The following is a 14179-nucleotide window of genomic DNA, read 5'->3' on the forward strand; positions in this document are numbered from 1 at the left end:
ATCATGACGACAGCGACGACTAGCGGCGCCCCGGCGCCCGCACGCCGGGCGACGGGCTGGTACCGGCTGCCGGTCACCGCGGTGGAGCCGGTGGGCGAGGAGTCGGTGGCGATCAGCCTGAGCGTGCCCGGCCCGCTCACGGACGTCTTCGCGCACCGCGCCGGGCAGCATGTGGTCGTCCGCCACCGGCCCGAGGGCCGGGAGCTGCGGCGCAGCTACTCGGTCTGTCTGCCGCCCCGGGACCCGGCGGGGCTGCGGATCGTGGTCAAACGTCTGGGCGCGGACGGCTTCGCCGAGTACGCCACCACGGACCTCTCCGTGGGCGACACCCTCGAACTGGGTCCGCCCACCGGCGACTTCCGGCTGGCTGAGGTGCCCGGCGCGCACCATGTGCTGGTGGCGGGCGGCAGCGGGATCACCCCCCTGCTCGCCATGGCCGCGACCGCGCTGCGCCAGGACCCCGCCTGCCGGGTCTCGCTCGTGTACGCCAACCGCAGCGCCCAGTCGGTGCTTCTCGCGGACGAGCTGACCGACCTGAAGGACGCCCACGTCGGCCGGTTCTTCGCCCTGCACGTGCTCTCCCGCGAGCAGCGCGAGAGCGAACTGCTGTCGGGACGGATCGACGGGGCCCGGCTGCCCCAACTCCTCGCGCTGCTGGGCGCCGAGCCCGACGCGCGCACCCACTTCTACCTCTGCGGGCCGTGGGGGCTGGTGGAGACCGTCCGCGAGGCGCTCACCCGGTGGGGCGCGGACGAGGCACGGGTGCGCTTCGAGCTCTTCACCACCGGCGGCGGGCTCCCGCCCGCTCCCCCGCCCGAGCCGCTGGGCCGCACCGGTCTCATCTCCGCCCGCCTGGACGGCCGTACCACCGAGACGGTGATGCGGCCCGAGGACCGGGTGGTGCTGGACGCGGTCCTGCGCGCCCGGCCCGAGACCCCGTACTCGTGCCGCGACGGCCTGTGCGGCAGCTGCCGCGCCAAGGTGGTCCGGGGCAGTGCGGTGATGGACCGTCAGTACGCCCTCGGCAAAGCCGAGTTGGCGGCCGGATACACGCTGCCCTGCCGGGCCCGGCCGGAGTCGGACGAGATCGCGCTCGACTTCGACGCCTGAGCCCGCCCCGGCCGCCCCCGGCGCCCGTGCGCCGCCCGGGGATGGCCGTTCCCCCCTATCGCCGCGACGACCGCGCGGCCCCCGAGACACAGGAGTGTGGAGCATGACCAGTACGGGCAGGCTGAGCGGCCGGACGGCGCTGGTGACCGGCGGCAGCCGGGGAATCGGCCGGGCGATCTCGCTGCGGCTCGCCGCCGAGGGCGCCCTGGTGGCCGTCCACTACGGGTACCGCACCGAGGCCGCCGAGGAGGCCGTCGCCGAGATCGAGGCGGCGGGCGGCCGGGCGTTCGCGCTCCGCGCCGAGCTCGGCGTGCCCGGCGACGCCGAGGCGCTGTGGACCGCCTTCGACAAGGGGCTCTCCGAGTACGGCGCCCGGCCCGGTCTGGACATCCTCGTCAACAACGCGGGGATCACCCTGCCCAAGCGGATCTCGGACGTGAGCGAGGAGGAGTACGACCGGCTCTTCGCCGTCAACGTCAAGGCCCCCTTCTTCGTGATCCAGCAGAGCCTGGGCCGGCTGCGCGACGGCGGCCGGATCATCAACATCTCCTCCGGCGTCACCCGGATCGCCATGCCGAACATCTCGGCGTACTCGATGACCAAGGGCGCACTCGACACCCTGACCCTGGCCCTCGCCCCGGAGCTGGGCGCACGGGGGATCACGGTCAACGCGGTGGCGCCCGGCTTCACGTACACGGAGATCAACCCGACGCTGAAGGTGCCGGAGGTGCTGAACGCGTACGCGGCCACCTCCGTCTTCAACCGGATCGGCCGCCCGTCGGACATCGCCGATGTGGTGGCGTTCGTGGCGAGTGACGACGCGCGCTGGGTCACCGGCCAGTGGCTGGACGCGACCGGGGGCGCGCACATCGGAATGCCGGCCTGACCCTCCGGCCCGCCCACCACCTACGGAGACCCATGACCGAGCAGACCAGCACCGTCGCCCCGCCCTCGGCCGACGAGGTGCCCCAGGCGCAGTTCGAGGGGACGACGCCGTACGAGGACTACATCCACGCCTCACTGCTGTCCACCCTTCAGCGACCGCTCTCGCACGACCCCGGCGAGATGGCTTTCATCGTCACCACCCAGGTGATGGAGCTGTGGTTCACCCTCATCGTCCACGAGTGGCGCACGGCACGGGACGCGTTGTGCAAGGACGACCTGGAGCAGGCCATGGACGCGCTGCGCCGCAGCCGCCGCTCGCACCAGGCGCTCAACGACTCCTGGACGCCGCTGGCCGCGCTGACCCCGGCCCAGTTCAACGGGTTCCGCGCGGCGTTCGGTGAGGCCTCCGGGTTCCAGTCGGCGATGTACCGGCACATGGAGTTCCTGCTCGCCGACAAGTCCCGCTCCATGGTGCAGGCGCACCGGGGACACCCGGCCGTCTACGCCGACCTGGAGGCGGCGCTGTCCGAGCCGTCGCTCTACGACGAGGTGCTGCGCTTCCTGTACCGGCGCGGACTGCCCGTGCCGGAGCACGTGGTCGAACGGGACGTGACGGAGGCCTACCAGCCGGACTCCTGGGTCGAGGAGGTGTGGCGGCAGATCTACGCGGGCCCGCAGGACGATCCGCTGGTGCGTCTGGGCGAGGAGCTCACCGAGGTCGCCGAGCTGGTGCTGCGCTGGCGCAGTGACCATCTGCTCGCCACCCGCCGGGCGATGGGCGCCAAGGCGGGCAGCGGCGGCTCCCCGGGGGTGGCGTGGCTGGAGAAGCGCGCCCGCCGGTCGGTGTTCCCCGAGCTGTGGACGGCGCGCAGTTATGTCTGAGACGCCCGCGCCCCGCTCCCCCGCGCCCAGGACTCCGTCCGCGTTCGCGCTGGAGGAGGAGCGCCGGGTGCTGAGCATCCGCCCGGTCCTGGCTCCCGTGCACCGCAAGTACGGCTCGCACCCGCACCAGGTGTACGACCTGTGGCCGGCCGAGGACCCCGACGCGCCGCTGGTGATGCTGCTGCACGGCGGTTACTGGCGCTACGACCGGATGCATCTGACCCCGTTCGCGGCTCATCTGGCGCGGCACGGGTTCACCACGGTCCTGCCGGGCTTCCGCCGGTCGGGCGGGGCGGGCGGCTACCCCGAGACCTTCGACGACATCGCGCTGGCCGTGGACACGATCCCGCAGGGCAGGCCGTTCGTGCTGGCGGGTCACTGCTCCGGCGGCCATCTCGCCCTGTGGGCCGGGGCGCGCGGCCTGCTGCCCGAGAGCTCCCCCTGGCACACCACCGAGCTGCCCGCGGCGATCCTCGGCCTCGCCCCCCTCACGGACCTGGCGGCCACCATCCGCGACGACCTCAGCGACGGGGCGGCGCTGCAACTGCTGGGCGGCGCCGAGCCGGCCGAGGCACGGCTGCCGTTGGTCGACCCGCTCACCCTGCTGCGCGACGGCGGGGGGACGACCGGGGTGCGGACGGTGGTGCTGCACGGGGAAGTGGACGAGGAGGTGCCGCTCGGGCAGTTCGCCGACTACGCCGCGGTCCACAAGGACGCGGAGCTCGTCGTCCTGCCCGGAACCGGGCACTACACGCTCATCGAGCCGGGGTCGGAGGCGTCCGTGGCGGTGATCGAGACGCTGCGGCGGCTGGCTCCGGTGTCCGGCTGAGGCCGTCGGGCCGTCGTCCCGGGACGTCTCCGGCAGCTTTCCCAAGGTGCGGACACGGGGGTGCACAAGCGTTTACCCTAACGGGGGTGTACGCCTGTACACCCCCCTCCCCACCAGCCTCTGGAGCAGCATGACCGCGGCGACCGCCGGCCCCGTCCACGAGCCCCGCACCCGCTTCGTGGTGCCCGTGCTGGCCTTCTGCGGCGTGGTCGTCGCCGTGATGCAGACGCTGGTCGTGCCCCTGCTGCCGCACATCCCGCAGCTCACCGGCAGCACCCCGGGGGCGGCGGGCTGGCTCGTCACCATCACCCTGCTCACCGGCGCGGTCTTCACCCCCGTCCTCGGCCGGGTCGGCGACATGTACGGCAAGCGGCGCGTCCTGCTCGCCTCGCTCGGCGTGCTCACCGCGGGGTCGGTGCTGTGCGCCGCCACCTCCGACATCGGCGTGCTCATCGCGGGCCGGGCGCTCCAGGGCGCCGCCCTCGCCGTCATCCCGCTCGGCATCAGCATCATCCGCGACGAACTGCCGCCCGCCCGGGTGCTGCCGTCCATCGCCCTGATGAGCTCCACCCTCGGCATCGGCGCCGCCGTGGGGCTCCCGGTGGCGGCCCTGGTCGTGGAGCACTTCGACTGGCACACCATGTTCTGGGCGTCGGCCGGCCTCGGTCTGCTCGATCTGGTCCTGGTGCTCCGGATCGTGCCGGAGTCCCCCGTGCGCACCCCCGGCCGCTTCGACATACCCGGCACGCTCGGCCTCACCGCCGCCCTGGTCGGCCTGCTGCTCGCGATCACCCAGGGCGCCGACTGGGGCTGGACCTCGGCGCCCACCCTCGGCCTGCTGGCCGGTTCGCTGGTGGTCGCCCTCGTCTGGGGCCGCTACGAACTGCGCACCGAGTCCCCGATCGTCGACCTGCGGGTCTCGGCACGCCCCGCGGTCCTGCTCACCAACATCGCCGCGCTCTTCATCGGCTTCGCCTTCTACGCCAACTCGCTGGTGACCGCGCAGATGGTGCAGGAGCCCGAGGCGACCGGGTACGGACTGGGCGCCTCCATCGTCGTCAGCGGACTCTGCCTGCTGCCCGGCGGCCTCTCGATGGTCGCGCTCTCACCGGTGTCGGCCAAGATATCCGCCAAGTACGGCCCCAGGTCCGCGCTGGCCCTGGCCGCCTGTGTGATGGCGCTCGGGTACGTCGTACGGTTCTTCACCAGCCACAGCCTCTGGCTGATCGTGGCCGGCGCCACCGTGGTCTCGGCCGGGACCGCCATCGCGTACTCGGCGCTCCCGGCCCTGGTGATGCAGGGCGTCCCGGTGAGCGAGACCGGCGCCGCCAACGGAATCAACACCCTGATGCGCTCGGTGGGCCAGGCCTGCTGCAGCGCGGTGGTCACCGCGGTCCTGGCCAATGTCACGTTCGTGGCGGCGGGCCGCACCGCCCCCACCCTCCACGCCTATCTGCTGATCTTCCTGATCGCCGCCGGCGCCGCGCTCCTGGCGCTGGTGGCGACGGCGTTCCTGCCCGCGCGGCGGCCCGGACGCGCCGGAGCGCCGCTGCCCGGTACGGTCGAGAGGCCGACCTCGCAGCCCGCGGCCCAGGAGGGCAGATGACCACCGCCGAGCACCCCGGCACGAGCCCGCCCGAGCAGGGCACCGGCCGCGACGCCATCCTGCGGGCCGCGCGCCGCGCCTTCGCGCTGCGCGCCTACGCCGAGGTGACCCTGCGCGGCATCGCGGCCGACGCCGGCGTCAGCCCGTCCCTGATCGTCAAGCGGTTCGGCAGCAAGGAGCAGTTGTTCCACACGGTCGCCGACTTCCAGCCGGTGGCCGACGAGCTGTTCGCGGCGCCGCGCGCCGGGCTGGGGCGGCATCTGGTGCTCACGATGCTGCGTCTGCGCGCGGAGTTCCGGGGCGATCCGCTGCTCCGGGTCGTCTTCTCGCTCGGCCGGGACGACGAGCGCACGCTGCTGCGCGACCGGTTCCGCGAGCAGATCACCGCCCGGCTGGCCGCGCTGCTGCCCGGGCGGGACGGGGAGTTGCGGGCCGAGCTGATCGCCGGGCAGCTGCTGGGGCTCGGGGCGACGCTGAGTCTGCACCGGCCGGGCGCGGGCAGCCGCGCCGCGCCCGAGCGCGTCGCCGACCTGTACGCGCCCGGTCTGCAGCGGCTGATAGACGGCGACTGAGCCGGCCGGCGACTGAGCACGTCACCGCCCCGCCCGCCGGGCGTCCGCCCGGGGTCGTGAACCCGTCGCCACGAAGGATCGCGGGATGGGGCACTGTGGGTCCGCGCCCGGGCGCGTCGCCCGGGGAGCCGGGGATCGAGGGAGAGGGCCGCTTGATGAACCAGCCATTCGGTTTCTACCAGAACGAGATCTACTTCGAGGGCCTCGGCGGCGTGGTGCCCCGGTTCCCGTTCACGTACGAGGAGTTGGAGTCGCGGGCCGAGGCGGCGCTCGGCCCGTCGCTCTGGTCGTACGTGGCGGGCGGCGCGGGTGACGAGCGCACCCAGCGGGCCAACGCCTCGGCCTTCGAGCGCTGGGGGCTGTGTCCGAGGATGTTCGTCGGGGCGGCGAGCCGGGACCTGTCCGTGGAACTGTTCGGGATGACGCTGCCCTCGCCGCTGTTCATGGCGCCGATCGGGGTCGTCGGGCTGTGCGCCCAGGACGGGCACGGGGATCTGGCGACGGCCCGGGCAGCCGCCCGCACCGGCGTCCCGATGGTCGCCTCGACGCTGAGCGTCGACCCCCTGGAGGAGGTGGCCGCCGCGCTCGGCCCGGCACCGGGCTTCTTCCAGCTGTACACGCCCACCGACCGGGAGCTGGCCGAGAGCCTGGTGCGGCGCGCGGAGAAGGCGGGGTTCAAGGCCATCGTCGTCACCCTGGACACCTGGGTCACGGGGTGGCGCCCGCGCGATCTGAGCACCGGCAACTTCCCCCAGCTGCGCGGGCACTGCCTGGCCAACTACACCTGCGACCCGGTCTTCCGGGCCGCCCTGGAGCGTACGCCGGAAGAGGACCCGAGGGGCGCCGTCCTGCGCTGGGCGCAGATTTTCGGCGCCCCGCTCACCTGGGACGACCTGCCCTGGCTGCGGTCGCTCACCGAGCTGCCGCTGATAGTGAAGGGCATCTGCCACCCCGAGGACGCCCGGCGCGCCCGGGACGGTGGTGTGGACGGCATCTACTGCTCCAACCACGGCGGGCGCCAGGCCAACGGCGGGCTGCCCGCGCTCGACGCGCTGCCCGGGGTGGTCGAGGCGGCCGGGGATCTGCCCGTCCTGTTCGACTCGGGCGTGCGCACCGGGGCGGACGTGGTGAAGGCCGTCGCCCTGGGCGCCACGGCCGTGGGCGTCGGCCGCCCGTACGCGTACGGGCTGGCCCTGGGCGGTACGGACGGTGTCGTCCACGTCCTGCGCTCGCTGCTCGCCGAGGCGGATCTGCTGATGGCGGTGGACGGCTATCCCACCCTCGCCGACCTCACTCCGGAAGCCCTCCGGCGCGTCCTCTGAGGCCCGGCACCGACCGCGCCGGCCCCGCGAGTACCACCCGGGCCGGTGCGGGGTGGCCGGTGGTGCATCAGCGCGCCGACGCCGTCACGCCGACCGCCTCCAGCCGGGCCGGATCGGCCCGCAGGATGGCCTCCTGGGTGAGCCGCAGCGGCGGGCCCGGCTCGACGCCGAGCTCCTCCCGGATGACCCGGCGCGCGCTGCGGTAGACGCCGAGCGCGTCGCCCTGGCGGCCCACCCGGTACAGGGCCGCCATCAGCTGCCGGTAGAAGGGCTCGCGCAGCGGGTGCTGGACCACCAGTCCCTTGAGCTCCTCTATCACCGCGTGGTGGCGGCCGAGCGCCAGTGCGGATTCAATATTCAGCTCGATGCAATTCAGCCGTTTTTCGTCCGCCACGGCGGCGAACGAGCTGATCTCCGAAGACCCCGACATGCCGTCCAGAACGGGCCCCCGCCACAGCGCGAGGGCATTTCTCAGACACTCCGACGCGGCCGGGAAGTCGGCGGCCAGGTAACGGGCCCGGCCACTTTCATACAGCCGCTCGAAGGTCCGGACATCGAGTTGGTTCTGGTTGACATCGAGAATGTAACCCGGGGAAACAGTGACGATCGGGGACGCCCGGCCCGGGGCCGCGAGCAGCTTGCGCAACTGGGACACATAGACCCGCAGACTGGCCGCCGCGCAGCGGGGCGGATGCTGTTCCCAGAGCTCCGCCATGAGTTTGTCGCCCGGAACCGTCTCCCCTGCCCGGATCGTCAGCAGAGCCAGCAGCTTGGCGATCTTCGGTGGCGCCGGCGTGAGATCGACGTCGCCACAGGTCACCCGGAGCCGCCCCAGTACCTCGTAGCGCAGCGGATGACTGTGTCGTGCATAGGACAGGGACACGTGACGCAACCCCCTTGAATGCTGCCGGGCATTCAACTAGTTCGGATCTCCCCGTTCACCCCGGGCACTCGCGCCCACGATGCACGCGATTGCCGATAAACATCGTAGTCGAGCAGTCGTTACGTAACCATTAAAAGGACGCTAACACCTGGAGCGCAGCACCCGCGAGCCATTTCGGCCACCAATCAGCGGGAATTCGATTATTAATTCCGGGCGCCGCATACGGACGCCGGAGGCGGGCGGCCGGGGTGTCCCCCGGGCCGCCCGCCTCGGGCGTGCGAGCGCGAACGCTCAGACGGACGGCGCCGGTTCGGGCTGCGGGGCACCGGCCTTCGGTGTCCCGGCTTTCGGTGTCCCGGCCAGCCAGGAGAAGACCCGGTCGTGGAAGAGGGTCATGGAGCCGGAGTGGCAGTGCGCTCCGCCGCCCCCGTCCGCGGTGAAGACATGCAGGGTCTTGGGACTGTTGAGGCCGGTGTACACCTTCTTCGCGTGCTCCAGACCGGCGAAGAACATGTCCTCCTCGGCGTCGAGCACGAGGACCGGACAGCGCACCCGGCCGATCACGTCCGCGAGGCCGAACGCGGGCATACGGCGCAGGAGTTGGGCCGGGCTGTGGGCGCCGAACGTCCACATCGCCTGCCGCAGCAGCCAGCGCGTGAAGGTCTGCTGGACGGCGATCCCGTACATCACCGGGTTGGCGAAGTCGTCGCAGCCCTGCTCCACCCATTCGAGGACGAACGGCGGCAGCCACACCACGTCGCCGAGCTGCCAGACCGCGTCATGGGCCACGCACCCGGCGAGCCGGTGCTCGAACGCGGCGGCCCGGACGGCGAGCAGCCCGCCGAGGCTGGTCCCCATCAGAGTGATGCGCTCGGGGTCCACTCCAGGCCGGGCCAGCGCGAAGTCGACCACGGGCGTGACCACCTCCTCCCAGTCCGGCCGGAAGGTGAGGCCCTGCTCGCGCAGGACCGAGCCCTGGCCGGGCCCCTCGAAGCAGAGGCAGTGGTAGCCGCGCGCCTGGGCGGCGGCTGCGATGAAGAAGTGGCCCTCTTCGAGCGTGGAGTCGATGCCGCCGTGGTGGATGAGCGTGGGGCGGGGGCCCCCGGAGTCGTCGGCCCGGTAGAAGTACCCCGGCAGCGAGCCGTCCCCGTACGGGATGCGGACGAACTCCGGTGGGCGCTCCATGAGCCGGGCGGCCTCGGCGAAGGTCTCCTTGGAGAGCCGCATCAGCCGTGCCGCCTCCGGGTCGTGCGGGTCGTCGCGCAGGAAGAACTCGGCGGTGCGGTAGTAGGTGTGGGCGCGCAGCAGGGAGGCGCGGGCGTCGACGGTACGGCCCTGGGCGAGCGCGGCGGCGGCGAGGCCGTGGACGCGCTCGGCCAGCGCGGTCCACTCGCGCCGCCAGGCGTCCGTGTCGCCGTCGGGGATGCGCGAGGCGACGGCGATGACCTCGCCGAGCTGGGCGCCGCCGAAGTCGGCGTAGCCGGCCGCCCGTAGGGCCTGGTAGTCGAAGGCGGGATCGTCGAAGAGGAACTTCATGGGTGCGGCTCCTGGGTGGGGAGGCGGTTCGGGGCCCGTCCGGGGGGACGGGCGGATGGCCGTGCGCGTGCGCGCGGCCGACCAGTGCGTACCGGTGCCCGGCCGGGTGGTGCGCGCGGGCTACCGGGGTGTGGGGCGGGACCTGGTGCCGTCGAGGAAGGTGTCGACGATCGCCTCCGCGAACGCCGCCGACTCCACCGGCCGCTGACGCAGGATCAGCCGGGCGAGCATCGGTCCGGTGAGCAGCTCGATGGCCTGGTCGACGTCGAGTCCGGGGCGCAGCTCCCCGCTGTCCAGCCCGTCGCGCAGCACCTGCCGCATGGCGTCCCTCCGTGCGGCGACCGCGGTGTCCTCGTACCGCTCCACGAGCTGCGGGCGGTGCACCGCCTCCCCGAGGAGGCCGGCCAGGAGGCGGTGCAGGTTGGTGTCCTGGCCTCGGTGGCGGATCTGGTCGACCAGGTCCACGAGACGGTCCCGCAGGGGCAGTCCCTCCGAGGGCGTCACGGGTACGTCGAGGCTGCTCAGGGCCGCGAGCACCAGCTCCTCCTTGTTGCGCCAGCGGCGGTAGACGGTGGCACGCGCGACCCCGGCCCGCTGGGCCACCAGGTCCATCGACAGGGCCCGGAAGCTGTGCCCCTCGCCGAGCAGACCGAGGACGGCTTCCAGGATCGCCCGGTCGGCGGCGGGGTCGCGCGGGCGTCCGCCGCGGGCGGTGTTCCGGGCGGCCGGGGCGGACGCGGGCCGGAGGCCGGCGGGCGCGGCGCCCCCGGCCTCCGGTGGAACGGGTGGTCGCATGCTCAGACCTCCGTGGGGTGGTGGGCTCTGGCGGGTTTCTCGGCTCCGGTGTGTCCGTCCGGGGTGCGGGCGGGCAGCAGGAGCAGGCTGAGGAGGGCGCCGAGGAGGGTGACTCCGGCGGCGACCAGTGCGGTGACGTGCATCGCGGAGACGAACGCGTCGACGGCGTGGTCGGCGAGGGCGGTGCCGCGCGGCCCGAGCGCGTCGGCGACGGCGAGGCTGCTCTGCACGGACTCCCCGGCCCTGTCGCGCAGTTGCTCCGGCACGGCCGCCAGATGGCCGGACATCCGCGAGCGGTACGCGGTGGACAGCACCGAGCCGAGGACCGCGACGCCGAGCGCCCCGCCCACCTGGCGGAAGGTGGTGTTGACGGCGGAGCCGGTGCCGGCCCGCTGCCGGGGCAGGGCCGACATCACGGCGGCCGTGGCGGGCGGCATCACACAGGCGATGCCCACACCGAGGAGGAAGAAGACGGATTCGAGCAGCCACAGCGAGGTGTGCGCGTCGACGGCGGCGACGGTGACGAAGGCCAGCGTGGTCAGCAGCATCCCGGCGGTGCACACCGGCCGCACCCCGATCCGCCGCGCCGCCAGTGTCGCGGGCGGTGAGCACACCAACTGGGCGACGGCCAGCGGCAGCAAACAGTATCCGGCCTGGAGGGGCGTCCAGCCGCGCACGCTCTGCAGATAGAAGACCAGGAAGAAGGTGGCGCCGAGGAGCGCGAAGAAGACCAGGCCGATGACGGTCACGGCGGCCGAGAAACGCGGGACGCGGAACAGGGCCACATCGAGCGCGGGGCGCGCGGCCCGCCGCTCCCACAGGACGAACGCCGCGAGCACCACGAGCCCGCCGAGCATCGTCCCCCACGCCCGGGCCGCCGCCCAGTCGTCGTGCTCGCCGCCCTGGATCACCCCGTACACCAGCAGGGTGAGACCCGCCACGGACAGGGCGACGCCGACCGGGTCGTAGCCGCCGCGTCCGGGGTCGCGGGACTCCGGTACGACGACCAGCGCGGCGACGGTGCCGATCACGACGATCGGGATGTTGATGAGGAAGACCGAGCCCCACCAGAAGTGCTCCAGGAGCGCGCCGCCGGTGATGGGTCCCACCGCGACCGCCAGACCGGCGGCTCCGGCCCAGATCCCGACGGCCTTGGCGTGTTCGTCCGGCGGGAAGACGTTCATGATGATCGCCAGGGTGGCCGGCATGACCAGGGCGCCGCCGACGCCGAGGCCCGCGCGGGCGGCGATGAGTTCGCCCGCGCTGCCCGCGAGGGCGGACCAGAGCGAGCAGCCGCCGAAGACGACGAGCCCGGCCACCAGGGTGCGTTTGCGGCCCCAGCGGTCGGCCAGTACGCCGGTGCTGAAGAGCAGGGCCGCGAAGACGAGCGTGTAGGAGTCCACCGACCACTGGAGCGCGCCGGAGGAGGCGCCCAGGCCCCGGGGCGCGGGCTCGGCGAGCGTCTTGAGCGCGACGTTGAGGATCGAGGTGTCGAGGACCACGAGCAGGAGGCTCACGACGAGGACGCCGAGGACCCACCAGCGGTGGGCGGCGGCCCGGTCCTGCTCGGCCGGACGGGATGCGAGCTGAGTGGTCACGGATGCCGCTCCTCGGAAGGAAGAGGGTGCTGCGTGAACTGCCGTCTGTCGCTGTGCGGTCACCGACGCTAGACCCGCCCGCCAATCGAGTCAATGCCGTATCGAAACAGTCCTGACTCATATCCGGACGGCTCCGGATGGCCCACGATGGTGCGGCACTGCGTGCCAACCGTCCCTCCCCGTACGGACGAACGGGCCCCGCACTCCCCCACTCCACCGCACCTGCGGGAAGCCCCGAAGCTGCGACGTGCACCGCAAGGCTGCCTTTACAGGTCCTTTTCACTTCCCGCCAACGATGGTCCGACAGATGGCACTTGGTGCCGCGTCAGCCCGTATCCAGCGACACCGGACCCAGTGACAGGGGAAGAGATGCACAGGACGTTGACCGAGGCCGTACGCGCCGGAGCGGAGCAGCACCCCGACCGGCCCGCGTTCGTGTACCTGCACGAGGACGGCCCGACCATGCGGCCCGAGGAGATCACCTACGCCGAACTGGACCGCCGCGCCCGCCTTCTCGCCGCCCGGCTGCGCCAGGAGGCGCCGGGTGACCCGAACCGGCCGGTGCTGCTGCTCTATCCGCCCACCCTGGAGTTCGTGACCGCCTTCCTCGGCTGCTTCTACGCCGGGCGCACGGCCATCCCCGCGCCGCTGCCGGACGAGCCGGGCGAGCGGCTGGCCCGGGTCAGCGGCATCCTGCGGGACGCCTCGGTGGGCGCGGTCCTCACCGTCCCCGAGCAGCGCCAGTCGCTCGCCGCCTGGCTGGCGGCCTCGGGCGAGCGGGACGTGGTGTGCCTGGCGCTGGAGGACGACGGCGGGGATCCCGCACTGTGGCTCCCGCCCGAGGTCCGCGACGACGACATCGCCTTCCTCCAGTACAGCTCGGGCTCCACCAGCCGGCCCAAGGGCGTCATGGTCACGCACGCCAACCTGGCCGCCAACCAGGAGGCCATCCACCGCGCGATGCTCACCGGGCCCGGCGTCGTCACCGGCAGCTGGCTGCCGCTCTACCACGACATGGGCCTCATCGGCATGACGCTGCACCCGCTGTGGATGGGCGGCACCAGCGTCCAGATGTCGCCCATCTCCTTCATCAAGCAACCGCACCGCTGGCTACGGATGATCCACGACTACCGCGTCGAGGGCACCGCCTCGCCCGACTTCGGCTACGAGCTGTGCGCCCGCCGCACCACCGACGAACAGGCCGAGGGGCTCGACCTGTCCAGCCTGCGGGTGGCCCTCAACGGCGCGGAGCCGGTGCGCGCCGCCACCATCCGTACCTTCACCGCCCGCTTCGCCGCCAACGGACTGCGCCCCGAGGCGCTGTTCCCCTGCTACGGCCTGGCCGAGAACACCCTGCTCGCCTCCGCCGGGGACACCACCGCGCGCCACGTCGAACTGGTCGTCGACGCGCACCTGCTGGAGCAGCACGAGCTGCGCCCCGCCCGCCCGGACCGCACCTCCAGGACCCTGGTCGGCTGCGGCGCACCCGCCGGCTGCGAGGTGCTGGTCGTCGACCCGATGACCCACGAGGCGCTGGCGGACGGCCGGGTCGGGGAGATCTGGCTGCGCGGACCCTCGGTCGCGCGCGGCTACTGGAACCGTCCCGAGGCCACCGAGGAGACCTTCCGCGCCACGACCGCCGACGGCCGCTCGGGCTGTCTGCGCACCGGCGACCTCGGCGGTCTGGTGGCCGGGGAGCTGTTCGTCACCGGACGCATCAAGGAGATGCTCATCCACCACGGCCGCAACCTCTACCCGCAGGACATCGAGCAGGCCGTGCAGGACTCCGGCCCGTCCCTGCGTCGCGGCGGCGGCGCGGTGTTCACCGTCGGGGACGAGCAGGACGACCGCGGTCACGTGGTGGTGGTGCAGGAGGTGCGGCCCAGCCGGCACGGCGAACACGATCTGCCCGCCCTCGCCGCGCAGGTCCAGGCCGTGCTCAGCCGCAGGTTCCAGCTCCCCGCGGCCAGTGTGGTCCTGGTGCGCCCCGGCGCGGTCCGCAAGACCACCAGCGGCAAGACCCAGCGCACCCTGATGCGCCGTCTGTTCCTCGACGGCTCCCTGTCCGTACTCCACCAGCGCCTGGAACGGCCGGTGGCGGCCCTCCTCGCCCCGGCCGCCGAGCAGCCGGCTCCGCTGGCCGCCCCCGGCCGCTGAGGCC

At 73.1% G+C, this 14179-nt stretch carries 12 protein-coding genes; 8 read left to right on the forward strand and 4 right to left on the reverse strand.

Annotated elements, in window-relative coordinates; genetic code table 11:
• Positions 1-3: 3 nt before the first annotated feature.
• The 7 genes from ACZ5ID_RS01640 to ACZ5ID_RS01670 all read left to right on the forward strand — a co-directional run bounded on the left by ACZ5ID_RS01640 (position 4) and on the right by ACZ5ID_RS01670 (position 7206).
• Positions 4-1110 carry a 2Fe-2S iron-sulfur cluster-binding protein gene (locus ACZ5ID_RS01640; protein WP_468892418.1) on the forward strand — a complete coding sequence of 369 codons (1107 nt, stop codon included), beginning with the start codon at positions 4-6 and terminating at the stop codon, positions 1108-1110.
• 103 nt (positions 1111-1213) lie between these two features.
• A complete protein-coding gene (locus ACZ5ID_RS01645) occupies positions 1214-1996 on the forward strand; it encodes an SDR family oxidoreductase (protein ID WP_468892420.1) in 783 nt (260 codons plus the stop codon).
• A 32-nt stretch (positions 1997-2028) separates the two neighbouring features.
• Positions 2029-2877 (forward strand): tryptophan 2,3-dioxygenase, encoded by an 849-nt coding sequence (locus tag ACZ5ID_RS01650; RefSeq protein WP_468892421.1) that lies wholly within the window; start codon positions 2029-2031, stop codon positions 2875-2877.
• A complete protein-coding gene (locus ACZ5ID_RS01655) occupies positions 2870-3706 on the forward strand; it encodes an alpha/beta hydrolase (RefSeq protein ID WP_468892423.1) in 837 nt (278 codons plus the stop codon). Before ACZ5ID_RS01650 ends, ACZ5ID_RS01655 begins: the two co-directional genes overlap by 8 nt.
• 130 nt (positions 3707-3836) lie before the next feature.
• The gene (locus tag ACZ5ID_RS01660; protein ID WP_468892425.1) at positions 3837-5312 is read left to right on the forward strand and encodes an MFS transporter; all 1476 of its coding nucleotides are present in this window, start codon (positions 3837-3839) and stop codon (positions 5310-5312) included.
• Positions 5309-5884, forward strand: coding sequence for a TetR/AcrR family transcriptional regulator (locus tag ACZ5ID_RS01665; protein ID WP_468892427.1), 576 nt, complete (start codon positions 5309-5311; stop codon positions 5882-5884). The genes ACZ5ID_RS01660 and ACZ5ID_RS01665 overlap by 4 nt, the downstream gene beginning before the upstream one ends.
• A gap of 155 nt (positions 5885-6039) precedes the next feature.
• Positions 6040-7206, forward strand: a complete 1167-nt coding sequence (locus ACZ5ID_RS01670; RefSeq protein ID WP_468892429.1) for a lactate 2-monooxygenase — start codon at positions 6040-6042, stop codon at positions 7204-7206.
• Between the two features lie 67 nt (positions 7207-7273).
• On the opposite strand, the gene ACZ5ID_RS01675 is transcribed toward ACZ5ID_RS01670, so the two are convergent.
• The 4 genes from ACZ5ID_RS01675 to ACZ5ID_RS01690 all read right to left on the reverse strand — a co-directional run bounded on the left by ACZ5ID_RS01675 (position 7274) and on the right by ACZ5ID_RS01690 (position 12018).
• Positions 7274-8089 (reverse strand): AfsR/SARP family transcriptional regulator, encoded by an 816-nt coding sequence (locus tag ACZ5ID_RS01675; RefSeq protein ID WP_468892431.1) that lies wholly within the window; start codon positions 8087-8089, stop codon positions 7274-7276.
• A gap of 291 nt (positions 8090-8380) precedes the next feature.
• Positions 8381-9625 (reverse strand): alpha/beta hydrolase family protein, encoded by a 1245-nt coding sequence (locus ACZ5ID_RS01680; RefSeq protein WP_468892433.1) that lies wholly within the window; start codon positions 9623-9625, stop codon positions 8381-8383.
• Positions 9626-9745: 120 nt separating this feature from the next.
• Positions 9746-10420: a TetR/AcrR family transcriptional regulator gene (locus ACZ5ID_RS01685; RefSeq protein ID WP_468892435.1), complete on the reverse strand. Its 675-nt coding sequence runs from the start codon at positions 10418-10420 to the stop codon at positions 9746-9748.
• A gap of 2 nt (positions 10421-10422) precedes the next feature.
• Positions 10423-12018 carry a DHA2 family efflux MFS transporter permease subunit gene (locus ACZ5ID_RS01690; RefSeq protein WP_468892437.1) on the reverse strand — a complete coding sequence of 532 codons (1596 nt, stop codon included), beginning with the start codon at positions 12016-12018 and terminating at the stop codon, positions 10423-10425.
• A 369-nt stretch (positions 12019-12387) separates the two neighbouring features.
• Between ACZ5ID_RS01690 and ACZ5ID_RS01695 the strand changes: the two genes are divergently transcribed.
• The gene (locus ACZ5ID_RS01695; RefSeq protein WP_468892439.1) at positions 12388-14175 is read left to right on the forward strand and encodes a fatty acyl-AMP ligase; all 1788 of its coding nucleotides are present in this window, start codon (positions 12388-12390) and stop codon (positions 14173-14175) included.
• Positions 14176-14179: the final 4 nt, after the last annotated feature.

Source organism: Streptomyces sp. NPDC031670 (assembly GCF_055580545.1).